At 63.8% G+C, this 19,178-nt stretch carries 18 protein-coding genes; 11 read left to right on the top strand and 7 right to left on the bottom strand.

From position 1 onward, the window contains the following. Positions 1–3: 3 nt before the first annotated feature. Entirely contained in the window at positions 4–1,323 is a 1,320-nt protein-coding gene (locus GQA94_RS00665) for a bifunctional DedA family/phosphatase PAP2 family protein (protein ID WP_158186246.1), read from the bottom strand. Positions 1,324–1,584: 261 nt separating this feature from the next. Here GQA94_RS00665 and GQA94_RS00660 point away from each other — a divergent pair, with 261 nt between their 5' ends. The 11 genes from GQA94_RS00660 (at position 1,585) to lipB (ending at position 11,678) form a co-directional block, all read left to right on the top strand. Continuing rightward, complete coding sequence (locus GQA94_RS00660; RefSeq protein ID WP_158189988.1) at positions 1,585–2,850, top strand: glutamate-5-semialdehyde dehydrogenase; 1,266 nt, start codon at positions 1,585–1,587, stop codon at positions 2,848–2,850. Then, positions 2,850–3,509, top strand: coding sequence for a nicotinate-nucleotide adenylyltransferase (nadD, locus tag GQA94_RS00655; RefSeq protein WP_158186245.1), 660 nt, complete (start codon positions 2,850–2,852; stop codon positions 3,507–3,509). Before GQA94_RS00660 ends, nadD begins: the two co-directional genes overlap by 1 nt. Positions 3,510–3,523: 14 nt before the next feature. After that, positions 3,524–3,883, top strand: coding sequence for a ribosome silencing factor (gene rsfS, locus GQA94_RS00650; protein WP_158186244.1), 360 nt, complete (start codon positions 3,524–3,526; stop codon positions 3,881–3,883). 10 nt (positions 3,884–3,893) lie between these two features. After that, positions 3,894–4,361, top strand: coding sequence for a 23S rRNA (pseudouridine(1915)-N(3))-methyltransferase RlmH (rlmH, locus tag GQA94_RS00645; protein WP_158186243.1), 468 nt, complete (start codon positions 3,894–3,896; stop codon positions 4,359–4,361). 16 nt (positions 4,362–4,377) lie between these two features. Further along, complete coding sequence (gene mrdA / locus GQA94_RS00640; RefSeq protein WP_158186242.1) at positions 4,378–6,267, top strand: penicillin-binding protein 2; 1,890 nt, start codon at positions 4,378–4,380, stop codon at positions 6,265–6,267. Next, positions 6,264–7,409 carry a rod shape-determining protein RodA gene (gene rodA, locus GQA94_RS00635; protein ID WP_158186241.1) on the top strand — a complete coding sequence of 382 codons (1,146 nt, stop codon included), beginning with the start codon at positions 6,264–6,266 and terminating at the stop codon, positions 7,407–7,409. The genes mrdA and rodA overlap by 4 nt, the downstream gene beginning before the upstream one ends. 148 nt (positions 7,410–7,557) lie before the next feature. Next, positions 7,558–8,442 carry a lytic murein transglycosylase B gene (gene mltB / locus GQA94_RS00630; RefSeq protein ID WP_233270238.1) on the top strand — a complete coding sequence of 295 codons (885 nt, stop codon included), beginning with the start codon at positions 7,558–7,560 and terminating at the stop codon, positions 8,440–8,442. Further along, a complete protein-coding gene (locus GQA94_RS00625; RefSeq protein ID WP_158186239.1) occupies positions 8,439–9,434 on the top strand; it encodes a septal ring lytic transglycosylase RlpA family protein in 996 nt (331 codons plus the stop codon). The genes mltB and GQA94_RS00625 overlap by 4 nt, the downstream gene beginning before the upstream one ends. A gap of 71 nt (positions 9,435–9,505) precedes the next feature. Then, positions 9,506–10,663 carry a D-alanyl-D-alanine carboxypeptidase family protein gene (locus GQA94_RS00620; RefSeq protein ID WP_158186238.1) on the top strand — a complete coding sequence of 386 codons (1,158 nt, stop codon included), beginning with the start codon at positions 9,506–9,508 and terminating at the stop codon, positions 10,661–10,663. Positions 10,664–10,723: 60 nt separating this feature from the next. Further along, positions 10,724–11,008 carry a DUF493 domain-containing protein gene (locus GQA94_RS00615; RefSeq protein WP_158186237.1) on the top strand — a complete coding sequence of 95 codons (285 nt, stop codon included), beginning with the start codon at positions 10,724–10,726 and terminating at the stop codon, positions 11,006–11,008. Positions 11,009–11,021: 13 nt separating this feature from the next. Beyond that, positions 11,022–11,678, top strand: coding sequence for a lipoyl(octanoyl) transferase LipB (gene lipB / locus GQA94_RS00610; RefSeq protein WP_158186236.1), 657 nt, complete (start codon positions 11,022–11,024; stop codon positions 11,676–11,678). A gap of 95 nt (positions 11,679–11,773) precedes the next feature. Here lipB and lipA read toward each other — a convergent pair whose 3' ends face one another. The 6 genes from lipA to leuS all read right to left on the bottom strand — a co-directional run bounded on the left by lipA (position 11,774) and on the right by leuS (position 19,097). After that, positions 11,774–12,826, bottom strand: coding sequence for a lipoyl synthase (gene lipA, locus GQA94_RS00605; RefSeq protein WP_158186235.1), 1,053 nt, complete (start codon positions 12,824–12,826; stop codon positions 11,774–11,776). Positions 12,827–13,117: 291 nt separating this feature from the next. Next, positions 13,118–14,407, bottom strand: coding sequence for a lytic murein transglycosylase (locus GQA94_RS00600; RefSeq protein WP_158186234.1), 1,290 nt, complete (start codon positions 14,405–14,407; stop codon positions 13,118–13,120). A 60-nt stretch (positions 14,408–14,467) separates the two neighbouring features. Continuing rightward, positions 14,468–14,626 carry an alternative ribosome rescue factor ArfA gene (gene arfA / locus GQA94_RS00595; RefSeq protein WP_158186233.1) on the bottom strand — a complete coding sequence of 53 codons (159 nt, stop codon included), beginning with the start codon at positions 14,624–14,626 and terminating at the stop codon, positions 14,468–14,470. A 142-nt stretch (positions 14,627–14,768) separates the two neighbouring features. Then, positions 14,769–15,797, bottom strand: a complete 1,029-nt coding sequence (holA, locus tag GQA94_RS00590) for a DNA polymerase III subunit delta (protein WP_158186232.1) — start codon at positions 15,795–15,797, stop codon at positions 14,769–14,771. 43 nt (positions 15,798–15,840) lie between these two features. Beyond that, a complete protein-coding gene (gene lptE / locus GQA94_RS00585) occupies positions 15,841–16,446 on the bottom strand; it encodes an LPS assembly lipoprotein LptE (protein ID WP_158186231.1) in 606 nt (201 codons plus the stop codon). A gap of 44 nt (positions 16,447–16,490) precedes the next feature. Then, positions 16,491–19,097: a leucine--tRNA ligase gene (leuS, locus tag GQA94_RS00580; RefSeq protein ID WP_158186230.1), complete on the bottom strand. Its 2,607-nt coding sequence runs from the start codon at positions 19,095–19,097 to the stop codon at positions 16,491–16,493. Between the last annotated feature and the right edge of the window lie 81 nt (positions 19,098–19,178).

The following is a 19,178-nucleotide window of genomic DNA, read 5'->3' as shown; positions in this document are numbered from 1 at the left end:
CGGTTACTGGTAGCGATACAGCAGCATGGCGCCAGGCAACGCCCAGACCGCGAACGCTCCGATCAGGCCCAGCGTTGCGGGCAGGATCAGCCACCATATCCTGGGCGAGAGTGCACTCATAGGTGCCCGCCATTGCACCAGGGTCAGGCTGGCGGCGCACAGTGTCGCCGCCAGCACCGCGCCTGCGATGATGTCGGTCGGCCAATGCACGCCCAGGTAAACCCGCGACAGCGCGATGGCGGTGGCTGGCAAGCAAGCCAGTAACACCCAGGCCAGGCGCAGGCGAGGCGGCTGGCCACGGCCGGCCAGTACGCCGAGGGTAAGAAAGAACGCGAAGGCCGCCGAGCTATGGCCGCTGGGAAAGCTGAAGCTGTGCAGGGGCTCGATGAGGATTTCCGGGCGAACCCGCCCGAACGCCGCTTTCAGCGCGCCGTTGGCCAGTGCCGTACCCAATAGTGTGAGAATCGCGAACACCGCCGCGCGCCATTGTTTCATCGCCAGCAACAGCAGGCTCAACAACACCGCGGCCCAGAGCTGAGTGTGGAAATCGCCGGCGCGTGTGACCACGACCATGAAACGGTCGAACAGCGGGCTGCGCTCACCCTGGACGACGGTCATCAGGCCTTCGTCGAATTCCACCAGATACGGCCAGCCGAAAAACAGCCCGATGAGAATGGCGGCGCTGAGGCCGGCCGCCAGCGGCGTGACCCAGCGCAACTGATGCAGGCTGCAATGCACCACGCCGCCAATGAGCAGCAACAGCGCACCGACGACCAATCCCGCCTCGCCCCAGAAACCGTCCGGCAATGGCAGGCGCACGGCGGCGCCCGCCGTCCATCCCGGCAGCAGATAGGCCATCGCCCAGCCAGCCGCGGCAACCAGGCTGACCAGGAAAAAGCGCCCGAATGGCATGTCGAACATGCCGGCAGTGAGCGGTAGCATCGGGCGCAGGGGGCCGATGAACCGACCGACCAGCAGGCTGGCGATGCCGTAGCGTTCGAAGTACGACTCGGCCCGAGTCAACCATTCCGGATGGCTGCGAAGGCCGCGCATGCTGCGGATGTTCTGGTGATAGCGCCGCCCCAGTCCGTACGACAGCAGGTCCCCCAGCAGACCGCCGGCATAGCCCAGCAGCAGGGTTTCGCCGAGGCTCAGCACGCCGCTGCCGGCGAGTACGGCAATGGCGAACACCAGTACCGTTCCGGGCATCAGCAGGCCGATCACGGCCAGGCATTCCAGACAGGCCACCAGAAACAGGCTCAGACCCAGCCATTGAGGGTGTTCGGCAAGCCAGCCGGTGAGTGCGGTGAGCCATTCGGGCATGGGGTTTTCCTGGATAGAGACGGTTTCGACCCGGCCGCGGGCGGACCGGTTTCAAATGATTGGCCATGATAATGCCCGATGGAGCGGCAGCGTACCGGCCGGCGACGCCGAACCCGGGGGCGGTGGCTGCGTCTGGGGCGCGGGCAGGTTGCAATGTTTGTTTATGTCGCTGCTTTACAGCCATTCGCCCGGCGCCGCTGTGCGTAAGGCGCGTGGGTGGCTATAATCAGTCGCTTTCCCTTCAGTCAGGCCAGCCAGACCATGACCGAGTCCGTACTCGACTACATGACCCGCCTCGGTCGCGCCGCGCGCGAGGCATCGCGCGTGCTCGCGCGTGCCACCACCGCGCAGAAGAACCGGGCGCTGCACGCAGCCGCTGCCGCGCTCGACGCGGCGCGCGAGGAACTGGTGGTCGCCAACCGCCAGGACCTGGCGGCGGGTCGTGCCAATGGCCTGGATGAGGCCATGCTCGATCGCCTGGCCCTGACCCCGGCACGTATCGATGACATGATCGAGGGGCTGCGCCAGGTTGCAAGCCTGCCCGATCCGATCGGTGAAATCCGCGACATGCGCTTCCTCCCGTCCGGCATTCAGGTCGGCAAGATGCGCGTGCCGCTTGGCGTGGTCGGCATCATCTACGAATCGCGGCCGAACGTGACCATCGATGCGGCGAGTCTTTGCCTGAAATCCGGCAATGCCACCATCCTGCGTGGCGGCTCGGAAGCGATTCACTCGAACCAGGCGATCGCCCGCTGCATCCAGTTGGGGCTCGCCGAGGCCGAACTGCCGGCGGCAGCGGTGCAAGTTGTCGAGACGACCGACAGGGCCGCCGTCGGCGCGCTGATCACGATGCCTGAATACGTCGACGTCATTGTGCCGCGCGGCGGCAAGGGGCTTATCGAGCGCATCAGCCGCGATGCCAGGGTGCCGGTGATCAAGCACCTGGACGGCATCTGCCATGTGTACATCGATCACGCAGCCGATATCGACAAGGCGGTTCGGATCGCCGACAACGCCAAGACCCAGCGCTACGCGCCGTGCAACACCATGGAAACGCTACTGGTGCACGAGGCCATCGCTGCGCGCGTGCTGCCTCCGCTGGCTGCCATCTACCGCGACAAGGGCGTTGAGTTGCGGGGTTGTCCGCAGACCTGCGAGCTGCTCGGCGGCGACGTGCTGGCGGCCAGCGAGGACGACTGGTCCACCGAATACAACGCGCCGATCCTGTCGATCCGGGTGGTCGACTCTCTTGGCGCGGCGATCAACCACATCAATCGCTACGGTTCGCAGCATACCGATGCCATCGTGACCGAAAACTTCACCGATGCGCGCCGCTTCATCACCGAGGTCGACTCGGCGTCGGTGATGGTCAACGCCTCGACGCGTTTCGCGGATGGATTCGAGTACGGCCTGGGTGCTGAAATCGGCATCTCCACCGATAAGCTGCACGCGCGCGGACCGGTTGGCCTGGAGGGACTGACCAGCGAGAAATATGTGGTCTTCGGCGACGGCCACGTGCGGACTTGATGAGCGCGACTGGCACGCCTCGTCGCATCGGCGTTCTCGGTGGCACCTTCGATCCGGTGCACATCGGACACCTGCGAGGGGCGCTGGAAGTGGCCGAGACCCTCGGGCTCGACGAGGTTCGGCTGGTTCCGAACTTCCGTCCGCCTCATCGTGAAACACCCAGCAGCAGCGCACAGCACCGCCTGGCCATGGTCCGGTTGGCCGTCGAGGACTTGGCGCCGCTGTCGGTCGACGCCCGCGAGCTGGAGCGGGACAAACCGTCGTATACCCTCGACACGCTGGTTTCCTTGCGTGACGAGCTGGACTCACATGATCAGCTGTTCCTCATCGTCGGCTGGGATGCCTTTTGTGGGTTGCCCAGCTGGCATCGCTGGGAAGAGCTGCTGCAGTACTGCCACATCCTTGTCATGCAGCGGCCGGATGCCGACAGTGAAGCGCCGGAAGCGCTGCGCAATCTGTTGGCGGCACGCAGCGTGAACGATCCGTTGACGCTTGCCGGCGACAGCGGGCAGATCGCCTTCGTCTGGCAGGCGCCCCTCGAGGTGTCAGCGACGCGAATTCGTCAATTTCTGGCCAGCGGCCGGTCGGTCCGTTTTCTGGTTCCCGACGCCGTACTGGCTTATATCAACGCGCACGGACTCTACCGGGCGTCGAACTGAGGTTGTTTCAAACTATGCAAAATGATTCGTTGGTCCAACTGGCCGTTAGCGCCCTGGAAGATCTCAAAGGCACCGACATTACCACTATCGATGTGCGCGGCAAGACCAGCGTCACCGATTTCATGGTGATCGCCAGCGGTACCTCCAGCCGTCATGTGAAGTCGTTGGCCGACAACGTGCTCGAGAAGGTCAAGGAGCAGGGGGTTCGCCCGATCGGCAGCGAAGGACTCGATGGCGGCGAATGGGCGCTGCTCGACCTGGGGGATGTGGTGGTCCACGTCATGCAGGTGCCGACGCGTCAGTTCTACGACCTCGAGCGCCTCTGGCAGGGCGCGGAGCAGAGCCGCGCGCAACACGCAGGCGAGCAGGAATAGGGCACGCTGCGTGCGGATCAAGCTGATTGCGGTGGGTTCGAAGATGCCGCGTTGGGTCGAGGACGGTTGGCAGGAATACGCCAAGCGTCTGCCTGCCGAGCTGCCGCTGGAGTTGCATGAGGTATCGCTCAACACGCGCGGCAAGAATGCCGACGTGGCGCGGTTGATTCGTCAGGAAGGCGAGGCCATGCTGGCGAAGGTGCAGCCCGGCGAGCGGATCGTCACCCTGGAAGTGACAGGACGGCCGTGGAGCACCGAGCAACTGGCCGCCGAGCTGGAGCGCTGGCGGCTCGATGCGCGCAACGTCAACCTGATGGTGGGCGGGCCGGAAGGGCTGGCGCCGGAGGTCTGCGCGCGCAGCGAGCAACGCTGGTCGCTGTCGCCGCTGACCTTGCCTCACCCGCTGGTGCGCATTCTCATCGGCGAACAGATCTATCGCGCCTGGACGTTGCTGTCGGGTCACCCTTACCACAAGTAGTACAGCCGAACACAAGATGTCCCAGCCGATTCCCCTCAAGGACCACGAAAAGGACGCCCGATTGGTGCGTCAGCGCGTGTTCGTGGGCGCAGCGATGGTGTTGCTGCTCATCGGCGTGTTGATTGCTCGTCTGTATTACCTTCAGGTTGTGCAATACCAGCACCACTCCACGCTGTCGGAGAACAACCGTGTCCATGTCCAGCCCATTCCGCCGAATCGCGGGCTGATCTTCGACAGGACGGGCAAGATCATCGCGGACAACCGCCCGAGCTTCAGCCTGACGGTGACCCGCGAGCGTGCCGAGGACTGGCGCAAGACGCTCGATACCGTGGTCGAGGTGTTGGGGCTGTCGAGCGAAGAGCGCGAGCTGTTCGAGAAGCGCGTCCTGCAGGGGCGCCGGCCATTCGAACCGGTACCGATCATGTATGAGCTGTCAGAGGAACAGATCGCGCGCATCGCGGTTGACCAGTTTCGGCTGCCGGGCGTCGAGGTCGCGGCACAGCTGGTTCGGCACTATCCGCAGGGCAAGCACTTCGCGCATTCGGTCGGCTATGTCGGGCGCATCAACGAGGCGGAGCTCAAGCAACTCGACCCGGTCAACTACAGCGGCACGCACCATATCGGCAAGACCGGCATCGAGCGCTTCTACGAGGATTCGTTGCATGGCCAGGTGGGCTACGAAGAAGTCGAAACCAACGCGCGTGGGCGCGTGTTGCGGGTGCTCAAGCGCACCGACCCGATTCCTGGCAAGGACATCACGCTGACGCTTGACCTCGACCTGCAGGAAGCGGCCGAGGCCGCGCTTGGCGGGCGTCGGGGTGCGGTCGTGGCGTTGCAGCCGAGCACGGGCGAAGTGCTGGCGATGGTCAGTCAACCGAGCTTCGATCCTAACCTCTTCGTCACCGGCATCAGCTTCAAGGCGTACGGGGAATTGCGCGATTCGATCGACCAGCCGTTGTTCAACCGCGTGCTGCGCGGCCTGTACCCGCCGGGCTCGACCATCAAGCCGATGATGGCCGTCGCCGGCCTTGACACCGGCGTCGTCACCGAAGACAGCCGAGTGTTCGATCCCGGCTTCTTCCAGTTGCCGAACGTGAAGCACAAGTACCGCAACTGGAACCGGGGCGGCGACGGCTGGGTGGACCTGGAAACCGCGATCCTGCGGTCGAACGATACCTACTTCTACGACCTGGCCCACAAGATGGGCATCGACCGGATGCACGAGTACATGACCCGCTTCGGGATCGGCCAGCGTGTGGCCATGGATATGTTCGAGGAAACCGCCGGCCTGATGCCTTCGAGGGAATGGAAGCGTGCGCGCTATCGCCAGTCGTGGTACCCGGGCGAGACCGTCATCCTCGGCATCGGACAGGGCTACATGCAGGCGACGCCGCTGCAGTTGGCTCAGGCGACGGCGCTGATGGCGACGCGCGGCAAGTGGATACGGCCGCATCTGGCGAAGAGCATCGAAGGTGCCGCCCCCGTCGATCCCGAACCGCTGCCCGATATCGAGCTGCGCGATCCGCACTACTGGGATGCGGCCATCAGCGGCATGGAAAAGGTGCTTCACGGCGCGCGCGGCACCGCCAAGAAGGTTGGCGATACGGCCGTCTATCGCATCGCGGGCAAGAGCGGTACCGCGCAAGTGGTCGCCATCAAGCAGGGCGAACGATACGACAGCGGCAAGCTTGCCGAGCGCCACCGTGACCATGCCCTGTTCGTGGCCTTCGCTCCGGTGCATGACCCGCAGATCGCAGTGGCGGTCATGGTCGAGAACGGTGAGTCCGGCTCCGGCGTCGCGGCACCGGTCGCCAAACAGGTCATGGACGCCTGGTTGCTGAACGAGGCGGGCGAGCTAAAGGCCGAATATGCGCAACCGCTGACTGCCGAGAGGCCCAGACCATGAGCGGGACATTCGACCGTACGCTCTCGACATCCGATGTGATGCGCCGCCGCGCGACGCTGCTGCAGCGCATGCATATCGACGGCGTGCTGCTGCTGATCTTGCTGCTGCTGGCCGCTGGCAGCCTGTTCGTTCTTTACTCGGCCGGTGGCAAGAACTGGGACTTGCTGATCAAGCAGGCGACGTCCTACGGGATCGGCCTGGGCGCCATGCTGGTCATCGCTCAGCTGGAGCCGAGGTTCATGGCTCGCTGGGTTCCGCTCGGTTATCTGGCCGTCGTCGCGCTGCTGGTCGCGGTGGAGTTCGTTGGCTATACGGCGATGGGCGCGACCCGCTGGATCAGCATTCCCGGCGTGATTCGTTTCCAGCCATCCGAGTTCATGAAGATCATCATGCCGATGACCATCGCCTGGTATCTGTCCGCGCGCGCGCTGCCCCCGGGCATCAAGCACACCATGGTCAGCCTGGGCTTGATCCTGACGCCCTTCGTACTGATCCTCAAGCAGCCGGATCTGGGCACTTCGTTGCTGGTACTGGTTTCCGGCGCCTTCGTGCTGTTCATTGCCGGGTTGCGCTGGCGCTGGGTGCTGGGCGCTGTCGCCGCCCTGGTGCCGATCGCGGTGGGCATGTGGTACTTCGTCCTGCACAACTACCAGAAGCAGCGTGTGCATACCTTTCTCGACCCGGAAAGCGATCCCCTGGGCACCGGATGGAACATCATCCAGTCGAAAGCGGCGATCGGCTCGGGCGGGGTGTTCGGCAAGGGTTGGCTGCAGGGCACCCAGTCGCATCTGGATTTTTTGCCCGAAAGCCATACGGACTTTATCATTGCGGTTCTGGCGGAGGAGTTCGGCCTGGTTGGCGTCTGCCTGCTGTTGCTGGTGTATCTGCTGTTGATTGCACGGGGGCTGGTCATCACGGTCCAGGCGCAGACCCTGTTCGGCAAGCTGCTGGCCGGTGCGCTTACCATGACGTTCTTCGTTTACGTTTTCATCAATATCGGTATGGTCAGCGGGCTGCTGCCGGTCGTAGGGGTGCCGTTGCCCTTTATCAGTTTTGGTGGCACTTCATTGGTGACCCTGCTATCAGGGTTCGGGGTTTTGATGTCGATCCACACCCATCGCAAGTGGATCGCACAGGTCTAAGTTGATCAGAGTGAATTTCTTGAATCCATTACGACGTGGCTGGTTGGCGCGAGTGCTCTGCGGAGCGGGATGTTTCGGTGTGTTCGGTGCTCCGGTGGCGTTCGCCGCGGACTACCAGGGCGAGAAAATCGCCGAGTTCGTCCGTGAGATGACACACGATTACGGGTTCGCCAGCGAGCAGCTGGTCGAGATGCTGGGCCAGGCGGAGCGCAAACAGGCGATTCTCGACGCCATTTCCAGGCCGGCCGAGCGCGTCAAGCCATGGAAGGAATACCGGCCCATCTTCATCACCGACTCCCGGATCGCGCAGGGTGTCGATTTCTGGCGGGAAAACGAGGCAGCGTTGACACGTGCCGAGCAGGAATACGGCGTGCCGGCCGAAGTCATCGTCGCGATCATCGGCGTCGAGACGTTCTATGGTCGCAACACCGGCAGCTATCGCGTGATCGACGCGCTGTCCACCCTGGGCTTCGATTATCCGCCGCGCCAGCCGTTCTTTCGTCAGCAACTCAAGGAATTCCTGTTGCTGGCACGCGAGGAGCAGGTCGACCCGCTGGCGCTGACCGGTTCCTATGCCGGTGCGATGGGCCTGCCGCAGTTCATGCCGAGCAGCTTTCGCGCTTACGCCGTGGACTTCGATGACGACGGCCACATCGATATCTGGAAGAACCCGGTCGATGCCATCGGGAGCGCGGCCAACTATTTCAAACAGCACGGCTGGGTGGCCGGTGCTCCGGTGGTGGCGCGGGCCACGGTCAGTGGAGAGCGCCACGGCGAAGGGCTGACCGAGGGGCTGGAGCCGGTCAAGAATGCCGCGCAGTTGCGTGAGCTGGGCTGGCAGTGGCAGACCGAAACCGAGATGGCGGACGACACCGCGGTGACTGCCTTTCGTCTGGATGGCGCCGAAGGTGATGAATACTGGGTGGGCCTGCCGAATTTCTACGTCATCACGCGCTACAACCGTAGTGTGATGTATGCCATGGCGGTGCACCAGCTCGCTGAGCAACTGGCCCAGGCGCGGGGCGCGCAATGATGGTCCGTTTGTTGGCGGCAGCCGCCGTCGTTACGCTCGTGGCGGGTTGCGCCTCATCGCCTCCGCCGAAATCGCCTGCTGCGACCCCGACCCCGACCCCGGGCATCAGCGGTCCGGCGGACTATTCGCGCCCGCACAAGGACGGCGCGCCTTGGTGGGACGTCGACGTTTCGGGCATTCCCGATGCGACGCCTACGCCGCATAACGGGCCGTTCAAGGCCAACCCTTACACGGTTCTGGGCAAGACTTACTATCCGATCGGCGATGGCCGCAACTATCGTGCGACCGGTACGGCGTCCTGGTATGGGACCAAGTTCCACGGCCAGCCGACCGCCAATGGTGAAAAGTACGACCTGTACGGCATGAGCGCGGCCCACAAGACGTTGCCGCTGCCCAGCTACGTCCGGGTGACCAATCTCGATAACGACAAGACGGTGGTGTTGCGCGTCAATGATCGCGGCCCGTTCTATTCGGACCGGATCATCGACCTGTCCTTTGCCGCGGCGAAGAAACTGGGTTATGCGGAGTCCGGGACGGCAAGGGTGAAGGTCGAAGGCATCGACCCCGAGCAGTGGTGGGCCGAGCGTGGTCAGCAGCCGCCCATGGTGCTCGCGCAGCCGCAGAAGGTCACCCGCACACCTGCCGGCACGGGGTATTCACAGCCGGTCGAACAATACGCGCCGCCCCCGGCGCAACATGCGGGGGCGACTCTGCCGGTCCAGGTCGATGGGCGTGACAAGGCGGCGGCCGGCCAGTCAGGGGTGTTTCTTCAGGTGGGCGCGTTTGCCAACCCGGACGCCGCCCAACTGCTGCGAGACAAGCTCAGCAGCATGACCGCCGCGCCGGTTTTCGTCAGCTCCGTGGTTCATCAGGAGCAGGTCCTTCACCGGGTACGCCTCGGGCCGATTGCCTCGGCGGATGAAGTGGCGCAACTCGAACAGAGCGTTCGTCTCGCCAACCTGGGGAACCCGCGGCGTGTGACCGGCGATTAGCTCGTCATACCGGTGCGCAATAGAAAGCCGATCAACATCCAACCCGCCAACATCAATTTTCTGAGAGAGCAATGACTATCACCACTTTCGTGCATCGCCTGTTTCTCCTAACCGTGCTGGTCGTAGCGCCGGTAGCCTGGGCCGAGCCGATCATTCCGTCACCGCCGCAGCTGGCGGCCAAATCCTACGTCCTGATGGATGCCGCCAGCGGCAAGGTGCTGGTCGAGAGCGCAGGCGACGAGCGCCTGCCGCCGGCCAGCCTGACCAAATTGATGACGGCCTACATCGCCACGCTGGAGATCAAGAAGGGCCAGATTTCCGAAAGCGACATGGTCACCGTCAGTGAAAAAGCCTGGCGTACCGGCGGCTCGCGGATGTTCATCCAGGTCAACACCCAGGTATCGGTCGACGACCTGCTGCACGGCATCATCATCCAGTCCGGCAATGACGCCAGCGTGGCGATGGCGGAGCATATCGCCGGTAGCGAAGAAGCCTTCGCCGATCTGATGAACAGCACCGCCCAACGGTTGGGCCTGAGCAACACCCACTTCATGAACGCGACCGGCCTGCCGCATCCGGAGCATTACTCCTCCGCGACCGACATGGCCAAGCTGGCCCGCGCGATCATCTACGAAGATCCGGCGCATTACGGCATCTATGCCCAGAAGGAGTTCTTCTGGAACAACATCAAACAGCCCAACCGCAACCTGCTGCTATGGCGTGACAAGACCGTCGACGGCCTGAAAACCGGTCATACGGAAGAGGCCGGGTACTGCCTGGTCGCTTCGGCGGTGCGCGACGGCATGCGCCTGGTCAGCGTCGTGTTCGGCACCGACAGTGAGCAGGCGCGCGCCGCTGAAACCCAGAAACTGCTGACCTACGGCTTCCGCTTCTTCGAGACGCGGACCTTCTACCAGAAGGGTGTCGAGCTGGCCAAATCGCGGGTCTGGAAAGGCCAGCAGGACCAGGTCAGCGCCGGGCTGGCGAACGATCTGACCCTGACCCTTCCGCGTGGGCAGATGGACAAGCTGCAGGCTGGTCTGAGCTTCAATCCCGAATTGACCGCGCCGATCCAGCAGGGCGACGTGGTGGGTAAGGTCGAGGTCACGCTCGACGGCCAGGTGCTGCACAGCACCGACCTGATCGCCCTGCAAGGCGTGGAAGAAGGTGGGCTGTTCCGCCGTTTCTGGGATAGCATTCAGCTGTTCTTCTTCAATCTCTTCAACTGATACCTGTGGAGCGCGCTCTGGCTATCCGCCGGGCGCGCTTGCGGATCACGAGTCCGTCCCATGACCGAAAGCAAAAGCGAAACACCACCGCCGAAAATAGAATTTCCTTGCGATCGCTATCCGATCAAGGTGATCGGTGACGCGGGCGAGGGCTTCAGCCAGGCAGTGGTGGAAGTGATTCGGCGACACGCGCCGAATTTCGACGAGACCACGCTGGTGACGCGCGACAGCCGTAACGGGCGCTTCCTCTCCGTGCAGGTGCTGATCACAGCGACCAGTGTCGAGCAACTGCAGGCGATCCACGTCGATCTGCGCGCGACCGGACGCGTGCATATGGTTCTCTGATGAGAACTCGAAAATGAGCGTGGTTATGCTCGGCATTCGCGAGCTTGGGCTGGTGGAGTATCAAACGGCCTGGCAGGCCATGCAGCGCTTTACCAATGAGCGTTTGCCGACCACCGACGATGAAATCTGGCTGCTGCAGCATCCGCCCGTGTTTACCCAGGGGCAGGCCGGCAAGGCCGAGCATTTGCTGTTGCCTGGCGACATCCCGGTGGTCCAGGCTGATCGGGGCGGGCAGGTGACCTACCACGGTCCAGGGCAACTGGTGTGTTATCTGATGCTGGATGTCAGGCGGTTGGGCATCGGCGTGCGCGAACTGGTCAGCCGTATCGAACAAAGCCTGATCGATCTGCTTGCCAGCTACGATGTGCAGGCCTTGGCCAAAGCCGACGCGCCTGGCGTCTATGTTAACGGCGCGAAGATCGCGTCGCTCGGCCTACGAATCCGCAACGGGCGGTCGTTCCATGGCCTGGCGCTCAATGTGGATATGGATCTGGAGCCGTTCAGGCGGATCAACCCTTGCGGCTACGCAGGGCTGCAAATGACTCAGTTGGCCGACCTGATCGCTGGGCCGATAGCGTTTTCCGAGGTCAGTGCCCGCCTGCGTGACCAGCTGGCCAAACACCTCGGCTACGCGCAGCAACAGACGCTGACAGGCGCAATCGACGGCTAAGCCATACGCTGGCTCATCCCGTGTGAGCGGGGCGTGGCGGATACGAAAACGCCTGCCCGCAGGCGAAGCCTAGGAGCAGGCGCTGTTCGGCCCGATCAGCTCAGATTGAGGGTCGGAATCAGGCTGCTCTCGAATGGCTGGCCCGGCACCGGCACCGGCGCGGCCAGCCCCAGGTTGTTCTTCTCGAACACCCGATCGGCTCGGTAGCTGGAGCGCACCAGCGGGCCGGCGGCAACTTCCATAAAGCCCTTTTCTAGACCGATATCGCGGAAACGGTTGAATTCTTCCGGGCTGACCCAGCGTTTGACCGGCAGGTGGTTGCGGGTCGGCTGCAAGTACTGGCCGAGGGTGAGGATGTCCACGCCGATGGCGCGCAGGTCATCCATGGTCTGTAGCACTTCCTCGTCGGTTTCGCCCAGGCCCAGCATCAGGCTGGTCTTGGTCAGCATCTCAGGACGATGGCGTTTGGCGTGCTCCAGCACGCGCAGGGTCTTCTCGTAGCCGGCGCGGGGATCGCGCACTTCGCGGGTCAGGCGCTTGACCGTCTCGACGTTCTGCGCGAAGACTTCCAGGCCAGAGTCCGCTACACGCTCGATGGCTTGCAGGTCGCCGTCGAAGTCCGGGGTGAGCGCTTCCACCACCACCTGGGGGGTGCGCTCCTTGATGGCGCGCACACAGGCGGCGTAGTGTGCGGCACCGCCGTCGTCCAGATCGTCGCGGTCCACCGAGGTCAGCACGATATAACGCAGCGCCATCAGCTCCACCGACTTGGCGGTGTTCTGTGGCTCCTCCTGATCCAGCCAGCCGTTGGGATTGCCCGTATCCACCGCGCAAAAGCGGCATGCGCGGGTGCAGACCGAGCCCATCAGCATGATGGTGGCGGTACCGTTGGACCAGCATTCGCCCATGTTCGGGCAGTGGGATTCCTGGCATACGGTGCTCAGCCGGTGTTCGCCGACATTGCGCTTGACCGCTTCGAAGCGGCTTCCGCTGGGCGCCTTGACCCGCAGCCACTTGGGCTTGGGTTCGAACACCTGGGGTTCGCTTGAGGCGCGGCGCTTCTGCCCGTCCTTGATCGCGGTGATGCCCTGAGTGGTGCGGAATTTTTCGCCGCTGGCAATGGTTTCGGGCTGGGAGGTATCGGACATCGGCTTTCTGGGCTCCGCTAGAGGCTCCGGGACGAGGCGGCTCGTGGCCGCCGCGCAGTTTATCACAGGCGCTGACCATTCAGTCCCCGAGCGGGGCGTGCAATCGGTTGCCGAGCCCGCCGCGGCAGGCGTCGCGCTGGTGGTTTGCCCGAGGTGTGGCGCGGCGGAACGATCGACCGGCGCTACACGTGGTTATCTGGAGCCGACCAGGCTGGGCTGCGACGCTGCGTGACCGCCTGCGGAGATGATGGGCTCAGGGTAGAGCATGGCCGAATGGTTCGGCCATGCGCGCTACGGCTCCGCGCGTAGCCGGCCGAGCAACTCCTGCGTGGGATGGCCATCGGCGGGCCAGCCCAGTTGCTGCTGAAAGCTGCGAATGGCGCTGCGCGTATTGGCACCGATGATGCCGTCTGCGGCGCCCGGATCGAAGCCCTGGCCCGTCAGGCGCTCCTGCAACTCGAGTCGCTCGGAGCGGCTCAGTGGCTGTTCGCTCTGAGGCCAGCTCGCATGGACCTTGCCAGCACCTTCGAAGCGCTCGGACAGCAGGCCGATCGCCAGCGCATAGGACGATGAGTTGTTGTAACGCAGTATGGCCCGGAAGTTGTCCAGCACCAGAAACGCAGGGCCACGATAACCTGCCGGAAGCAACAGGCTGGCGCTTGCTTCATCCATGCCCGCCGGCAGCCCGCTCAGCCCGAGCCGGCGCCACTCGGCCATCGGTTTGCGGATGCTGCTATCGGCCAGCGCGTAGTCGAATCCTTTCGGCAGGGTGACCTCAAGGCCCCATGGCTGGCCGGGCTTCCAGCCCGATGCCTGCAGATAATGCGCGGCCGATGCCAGTGCATCGGCCGAACTGTGCCAGATATCCCGGCGGCCATCGCCGTCGAAGTCCACCGCGTGGGTGTTGTAGGTGGTCGGAATGAACTGTGTCTGGCCCATGGCCCCGGCCCATGAGCCGCGCAGTTGGTCGGCGCTGACATCGCCTCGGTGAAGAATCTCCAGGGCTGCCAACAACTGGCTTTTAGCGAAACCGGGGCGGCGTCCTTCGTAGGCCAGCGTGGCGAGCGAGCGGATCACGCCTTTGTCGCCCATGATCTGACCGAAGCTGCTTTCCAGTCCCCAGATCGCGACCAGGGTATTGCGATCGACCCCGTAGCGCTGCTCGATATCGTCCAGCGTGGCCTTGTGCCGGCTCAGTAATTGGCGGCCGCCGTCGACCCGCTGTTGCGAAAGCGCGCCTTCCAGGTATTGCCAGACCGGCCGGGTGAACTCCGGCTGACTGCGGTCGGCCGTGATAATGCTGGGGTCAGGCGTGACCCCCGCGAAGGCGCGGTCGAATACCGGCGCGGGTATTCCGGCCTCAAGGGCCTCGCGACGAAACGCATCGCGCCATTCGCTGAAACTTTGTTGGGACGCTGCGGCTTCGGGCGGCTCGTTCGCACTGCGCTCGGGGCTGGCTGGCGCGTGCTGGACAGGCGTATCCGGCGTCACGGGCTCGGCGGCGCAAGCGACCATGATGCTCAAGGCGGACCCGGCAATCAGGCTACGCAGCAGAAGTATGGGAACGAAGGTGTAAAGCATGCGCCACTCTCGGCAAGTCATCGGCATGTGACATTAACACGCTTTGATTTGCTTGGCTTTTCAAGCTGCCAGAAGGACCGAAGCCTCCCAGTTTGTGGACTGGGAGGCTTCGCGTCGGTAGCTGCCTTTACCTTTTTTCGGTTGTTCCTGGCGGCTGCGGAACAGGGGTTGCGCGACCAGGGTCTTGGCCTTGTTGGGCCGTTTGCGTTGCTTACTCATCATCTACCCTCCAGGTTGCCGGTGATCAGGCGAGGGCATCTTAATGGCTGTGCAAAAAATGTCCAGTCCATGAGCGAATGGCCGCGAGCGGCACGCTTTGGCTGGCTGGCGGGCAGGTCGGCGTGCGAAAGGGCGTGCTTAGCTACAGCCCGACCCGCCGTCCGCTCAGTTGGAGGCAGAGATCCGTCAACCCGATCCAGGGATCGCCCTCGGCCTGTCCTTTGATCTGTTCGTCGATGCGTTGGGCGTCCATCAGCAGTCGCTGCCAGCCTGTCGCGTCGTGGCGTTGCAGCGCCTTGCTGACCAAGGGTTTGCGTTTGTCCCATACGGGAGGGCGGGCCTGGCTGAAGGCCCGGTCGAGCGGCACGCCCTGGGCGTACTGCTGGGCGATATTGGCCAGTTGGCGAACCTCGCGCGCCACAGCCCAGAGGATGACGGGCGCCTCGACGCCCTCACCGCGTAAACCGGTCAGCATCTGCAGGATGTGCTCCGGCTGGCCCAGCAGCGCGGCATCGATCAGGCCGAATACATCATAACGGGCGCTGTCGGCCACGGCGGCGTGCACGGTCTCGACGGTCACCTGGCCGCCATCGGCCAGCAACTTGAGCTTTTCGATTTCCTGCGCGGCTGCGAGCAGGTTGCCCTCGACGCGTGCGGCAATCAGCTCCAGGGCGTGCTGGTCGGCGGCAAGGCCAGCTTGCGCCAGGCGTTGACGAATCCACTGTGGCAACTGCTGCGCATCCACCGGCCATATTTGCAGGAACTGTACGTGCTTGCCGTCAATCAGCGCCTTGGCCCATTTGGTCTTTTGCGTGTTGCCGTCGAGCTTGGGCAGGCTGATCAGCAGCACGGTGTCCTCGGCGGGGCGGGCGAGGTATTCGATCAGCGCGGCGGCACCTTTGTCGCCAGGCTTGCCGTTGGGAATGCGCAGTTCCAACAGGCGTTTTTCGGCAAACAGCGAAAGGCTCGCCCCGGCTTCGATGAGCTGCCCCCAATCGAAGCCGGTCTCGACGTTGAACACTTGGCGCTCATCGAAACCCTGCTGGCGGCAGGCGCCGCGGATGGCATCACTGGCTTCCTGGCAAAGCAGGTGCTCGTCGCCACTGACGACATAGACCGGTGCGAGCGGGCCTTGCAGGTGCTTGGCGAGTTGGGCGGGGGAAAGCTTCATGAATTCGGGCACGGTAGCCACCGGGTGGTGGCTACCCGCTTCATCACTGGATGGGCAGTTCGATCGGAGACTGCAGCGGCCGCTGGCTCTGTTCGCGCATCTGCGCCTCGATGGCCTCGGTTTCCGCGCGCTTCCTCGCTTCGGCGGTCTGCTGCAACTCGTCGAGCTGAGCCGGCGTGATACCGCGGATACGCATGCTCAGTTGCTGCAGAAGTTCGCGACGCATTTCATCGCGAAGCTGACCGGCTTCCTGGTCGGAACCGATGAGGTTGCTGCTGTCGTGCACGTAGACTTTGCGTACCTCGACGCTGTCCTGCAGCAGAACGGTGTTCTGCGGGCCGCGGAACTCATAGTCGAGCACGCTGGACAGTTCGTACTCGGCGCTGCGTGCCGAGGTGGTATAGCTGGCGGTGCGCTGACGGCTCTGCTCGCGGACCAGATCGAGCGTGTAGCGCGCCCCCGGATAGACCCGCACGCCGTTGTCCTTGAGCAACTCCTCGAGCTGCTTGGCGGTCTCGCCATAACTGTTGCGGGCCTGAAGGTCGATTTCCTGCAGCGCGAAGCTGGTGTCGCCCGTACCGCGCAGCTGAAAACCGCAGGCGCTCAGCAGCAAAGCCAGGCCGGCCACCATGAGAGTGCGTTTGATCATCTTGTTATCCCCTTGCCAGCCTTGGCGCGCCGCGCCAAGACGAATCAGTTAGCGACGATGTTGACGAGCTTGCCCGGCACCACGATGACTTTGCGAATCGTCAGGCCTTCGGTGAAGCGCACCACGTTCTCGTTGGCCCGAGCACTGGCTTCGACTGCTTCGCGGGAGGCGCTGGCCGGCACTTCGATCTGCCCGCGCAGTTTGCCGTTGACCTGCACGACCAGCGTGAGGTTGTCCTGCACCAGCGCAGCTTCGTCCACCTCGGGCCAGCGCGCATCGATGATCGCGCCTTCGCGGCCCAGGTTGTTCCACAGCGCGTGACAGATGTGCGGCGTGATCGGTGCCAGCAGCAGGGCGACGGTTTCCAGGCCTTCCTGCAGCAAGGCGCGGTCCTGTTCCTCCGTGGTAGCGGCTTTCTCCAGCACGTTCATCAGCGTCATGACCTGAGCGATGGCGGTGTTGAATTTATGGTGCTGGCCGACGTCCTGGCTGGCCTGCTTGATGGCCAGGTGGATCGCGCGGCGTACCGCCTTCTGCTCGTCATCGAGGCTGGCGACATCGAGCGTGCCGACCGTGCCGGCACTGACATGCGCGTGGGCCAGGCGCCAGACGCGGCGCAGGAAGCGGCTCGCGCCCTCGACGCCGGAATCGGACCACTCCAGGCTCATGTCCGGCGGTGAGGCGAACATCATGAACAGACGGCAGGTGTCGGCGCCGTAGCTGTCGATCATCGCCTGCGGGTCGACGCCGTTGTTTTTCGACTTGGACATCTTTTCGGTGCCGCCGATTTCCACCGGCTGCCCGTCGCTGGCCAGCTTGGCGCCGATGACCTTGGCCTTGGCATCACGCTCGACGATCACATCGGCTGGGTTGAACCAGTCCTTGCCGCCGTTTTCCAGGGTGCGGTAGTAGGTGTCGGCAATCACCATGCCCTGGGTGAGCAGATTCTTGAATGGCTCGTTGGAGCTGACCAGTCCTTCGTCGCGCATCAGCTTGTGGAAAAAACGGGCATAGAGCAGGTGCAGGATCGCGTGTTCGATGCCGCCGATGTACTGGTCCACCGGCAACCAGTGATTGGCCGCAGCGGGATCGACCATGCCCTGCTCGTAATGCGGCGAGGCGTAGCGGGCGAAGTACCAGGACGACTCGACGAAGGTGTCCATGGTGTCGGTTTCGCGCTTGGCCGGCTGTGCGCACCTGGGGCAGCTGCAGTCGTAGAATTCCGGCATGCGCGCCAGTGGCGAGCCGGCGCCGTCCGGCACGACGTCTTCGGGCAGCACCACCGGCAGTTGATCTTCCGGCACGGGTACGTCGCCGCACGTCGGGCAGTGGATGATCGGGATCGGACAACCCCAATAACGCTGACGGCTGATGCCCCAGTCACGCAGGCGAAACTGAGTGCGCGCCTGGCCGAGGCCCTTGTGCTGCAACGCGACTTCCATCGCATCGAACGCGCCATCGAAGTCCAGGCCGTCGAATTCGCCGGAGTTGATCAGTTCACCGTGCTCGCCATAGGCATCGTTCCACGGGGCAGGTGTCTCGTCGCCGGCACTGGTGCGCACCACCGGCTTGATCGGCAGGTCGTACTTGGTTGCGAACGCGAAGTCGCGCTCGTCATGGGCAGGCACGGCCATGACCGCGCCTTCGCCGTAATTCATCAGCACGTAATTGGCGACCCATACCGGCAGCAGTTCGCCGGTCAGCGGGTGCAGCACGCGCAGGGTGGTGGCGAGGCCTTTCTTTTCCTGGGTGGCGATGTCGGCTTCGGCGACACCACCACGCTTGCATTCGTCGATGAACGCTTGCAGCTCGGGGTTGCCCTGCGCGGCAAGGGTGGCCAGCGGGTGCTCGGCGGCCACGGCCACATAGGTCGCGCCCATCAGCGTATCGGGACGGGTGGTGAACACCTTCATCACGCCTTCACTGCCGATGCTGGCGACATCGTATGGGAAGCTGATCTCCATCCCGCGCGACTTGCCGATCCAGTTGCGCTGCATGGTCTTGACCTGCTCCGGCCAGCCGTCCAGCTCGTCGAGGCTCTCCAGGAGTTCATCCGCGTACGCGGTGATCTTGAAGTAGTACATTGGGATTTCGCGCTTCTCGATCAGCGCGCCGGAGCGCCAGCCGCGGCCGTCGATGACCTGCTCGTTGGCCAGCACGGTCTGGTCGACCGGGTCCCAGTTGACGGTACCGTTCTTGCGGTAGATCACGCCTTTTTCATACAGGCGGGTAAACAGCCACTGTTCCCAGCGGTAATAGTCGGGCTTGCAGGTGGTGACTTCACGCGTCCAGTCGACCGCCAGGCCGAGGCTTTTCAGCTGGGTGCGCATGTAGTCGATGTTTTCGTACGTCCACTTGGCGGGGGCGACCCGGTTCTTCATCGCCGCGTTCTCGGCCGGCATGCCGAACGCGTCCCAGCCCATCGGCTGCAGTACGTTCTTGCCCTGCATGCGCTGGTAGCGGGCGATCACGTCACCGATGGTGTAGTTGCGCACGTGGCCCATGTGCAGCTTGCCGCTGGGGTAGGGGAACATCGACAGGCAATAGAAGGTGTCCTTGCCTGGCTGTTCACTCACTTCAAAGGATTTCTGCGCGTCCCAGTGAGACTGCGCGGCGGCTTCGATTTCGCGGGGCTGATACTGTTCGTGCATGGCTACTGGCGTTGAATAGGGGCTGGCTGTTCGCGTAGCGGCGACGGGCTGCGGAAATGCCGGGCGAGACCTGGCGAAAAC

Origin of the sequence: Stutzerimonas stutzeri, from assembly GCF_009789555.1 — a bacterium.
Classification (GTDB): domain Bacteria; phylum Pseudomonadota; class Gammaproteobacteria; order Pseudomonadales; family Pseudomonadaceae; genus Stutzerimonas; species Stutzerimonas stutzeri_R.
This window is presented reverse-complemented; position numbering and strand designations above follow the sequence as displayed.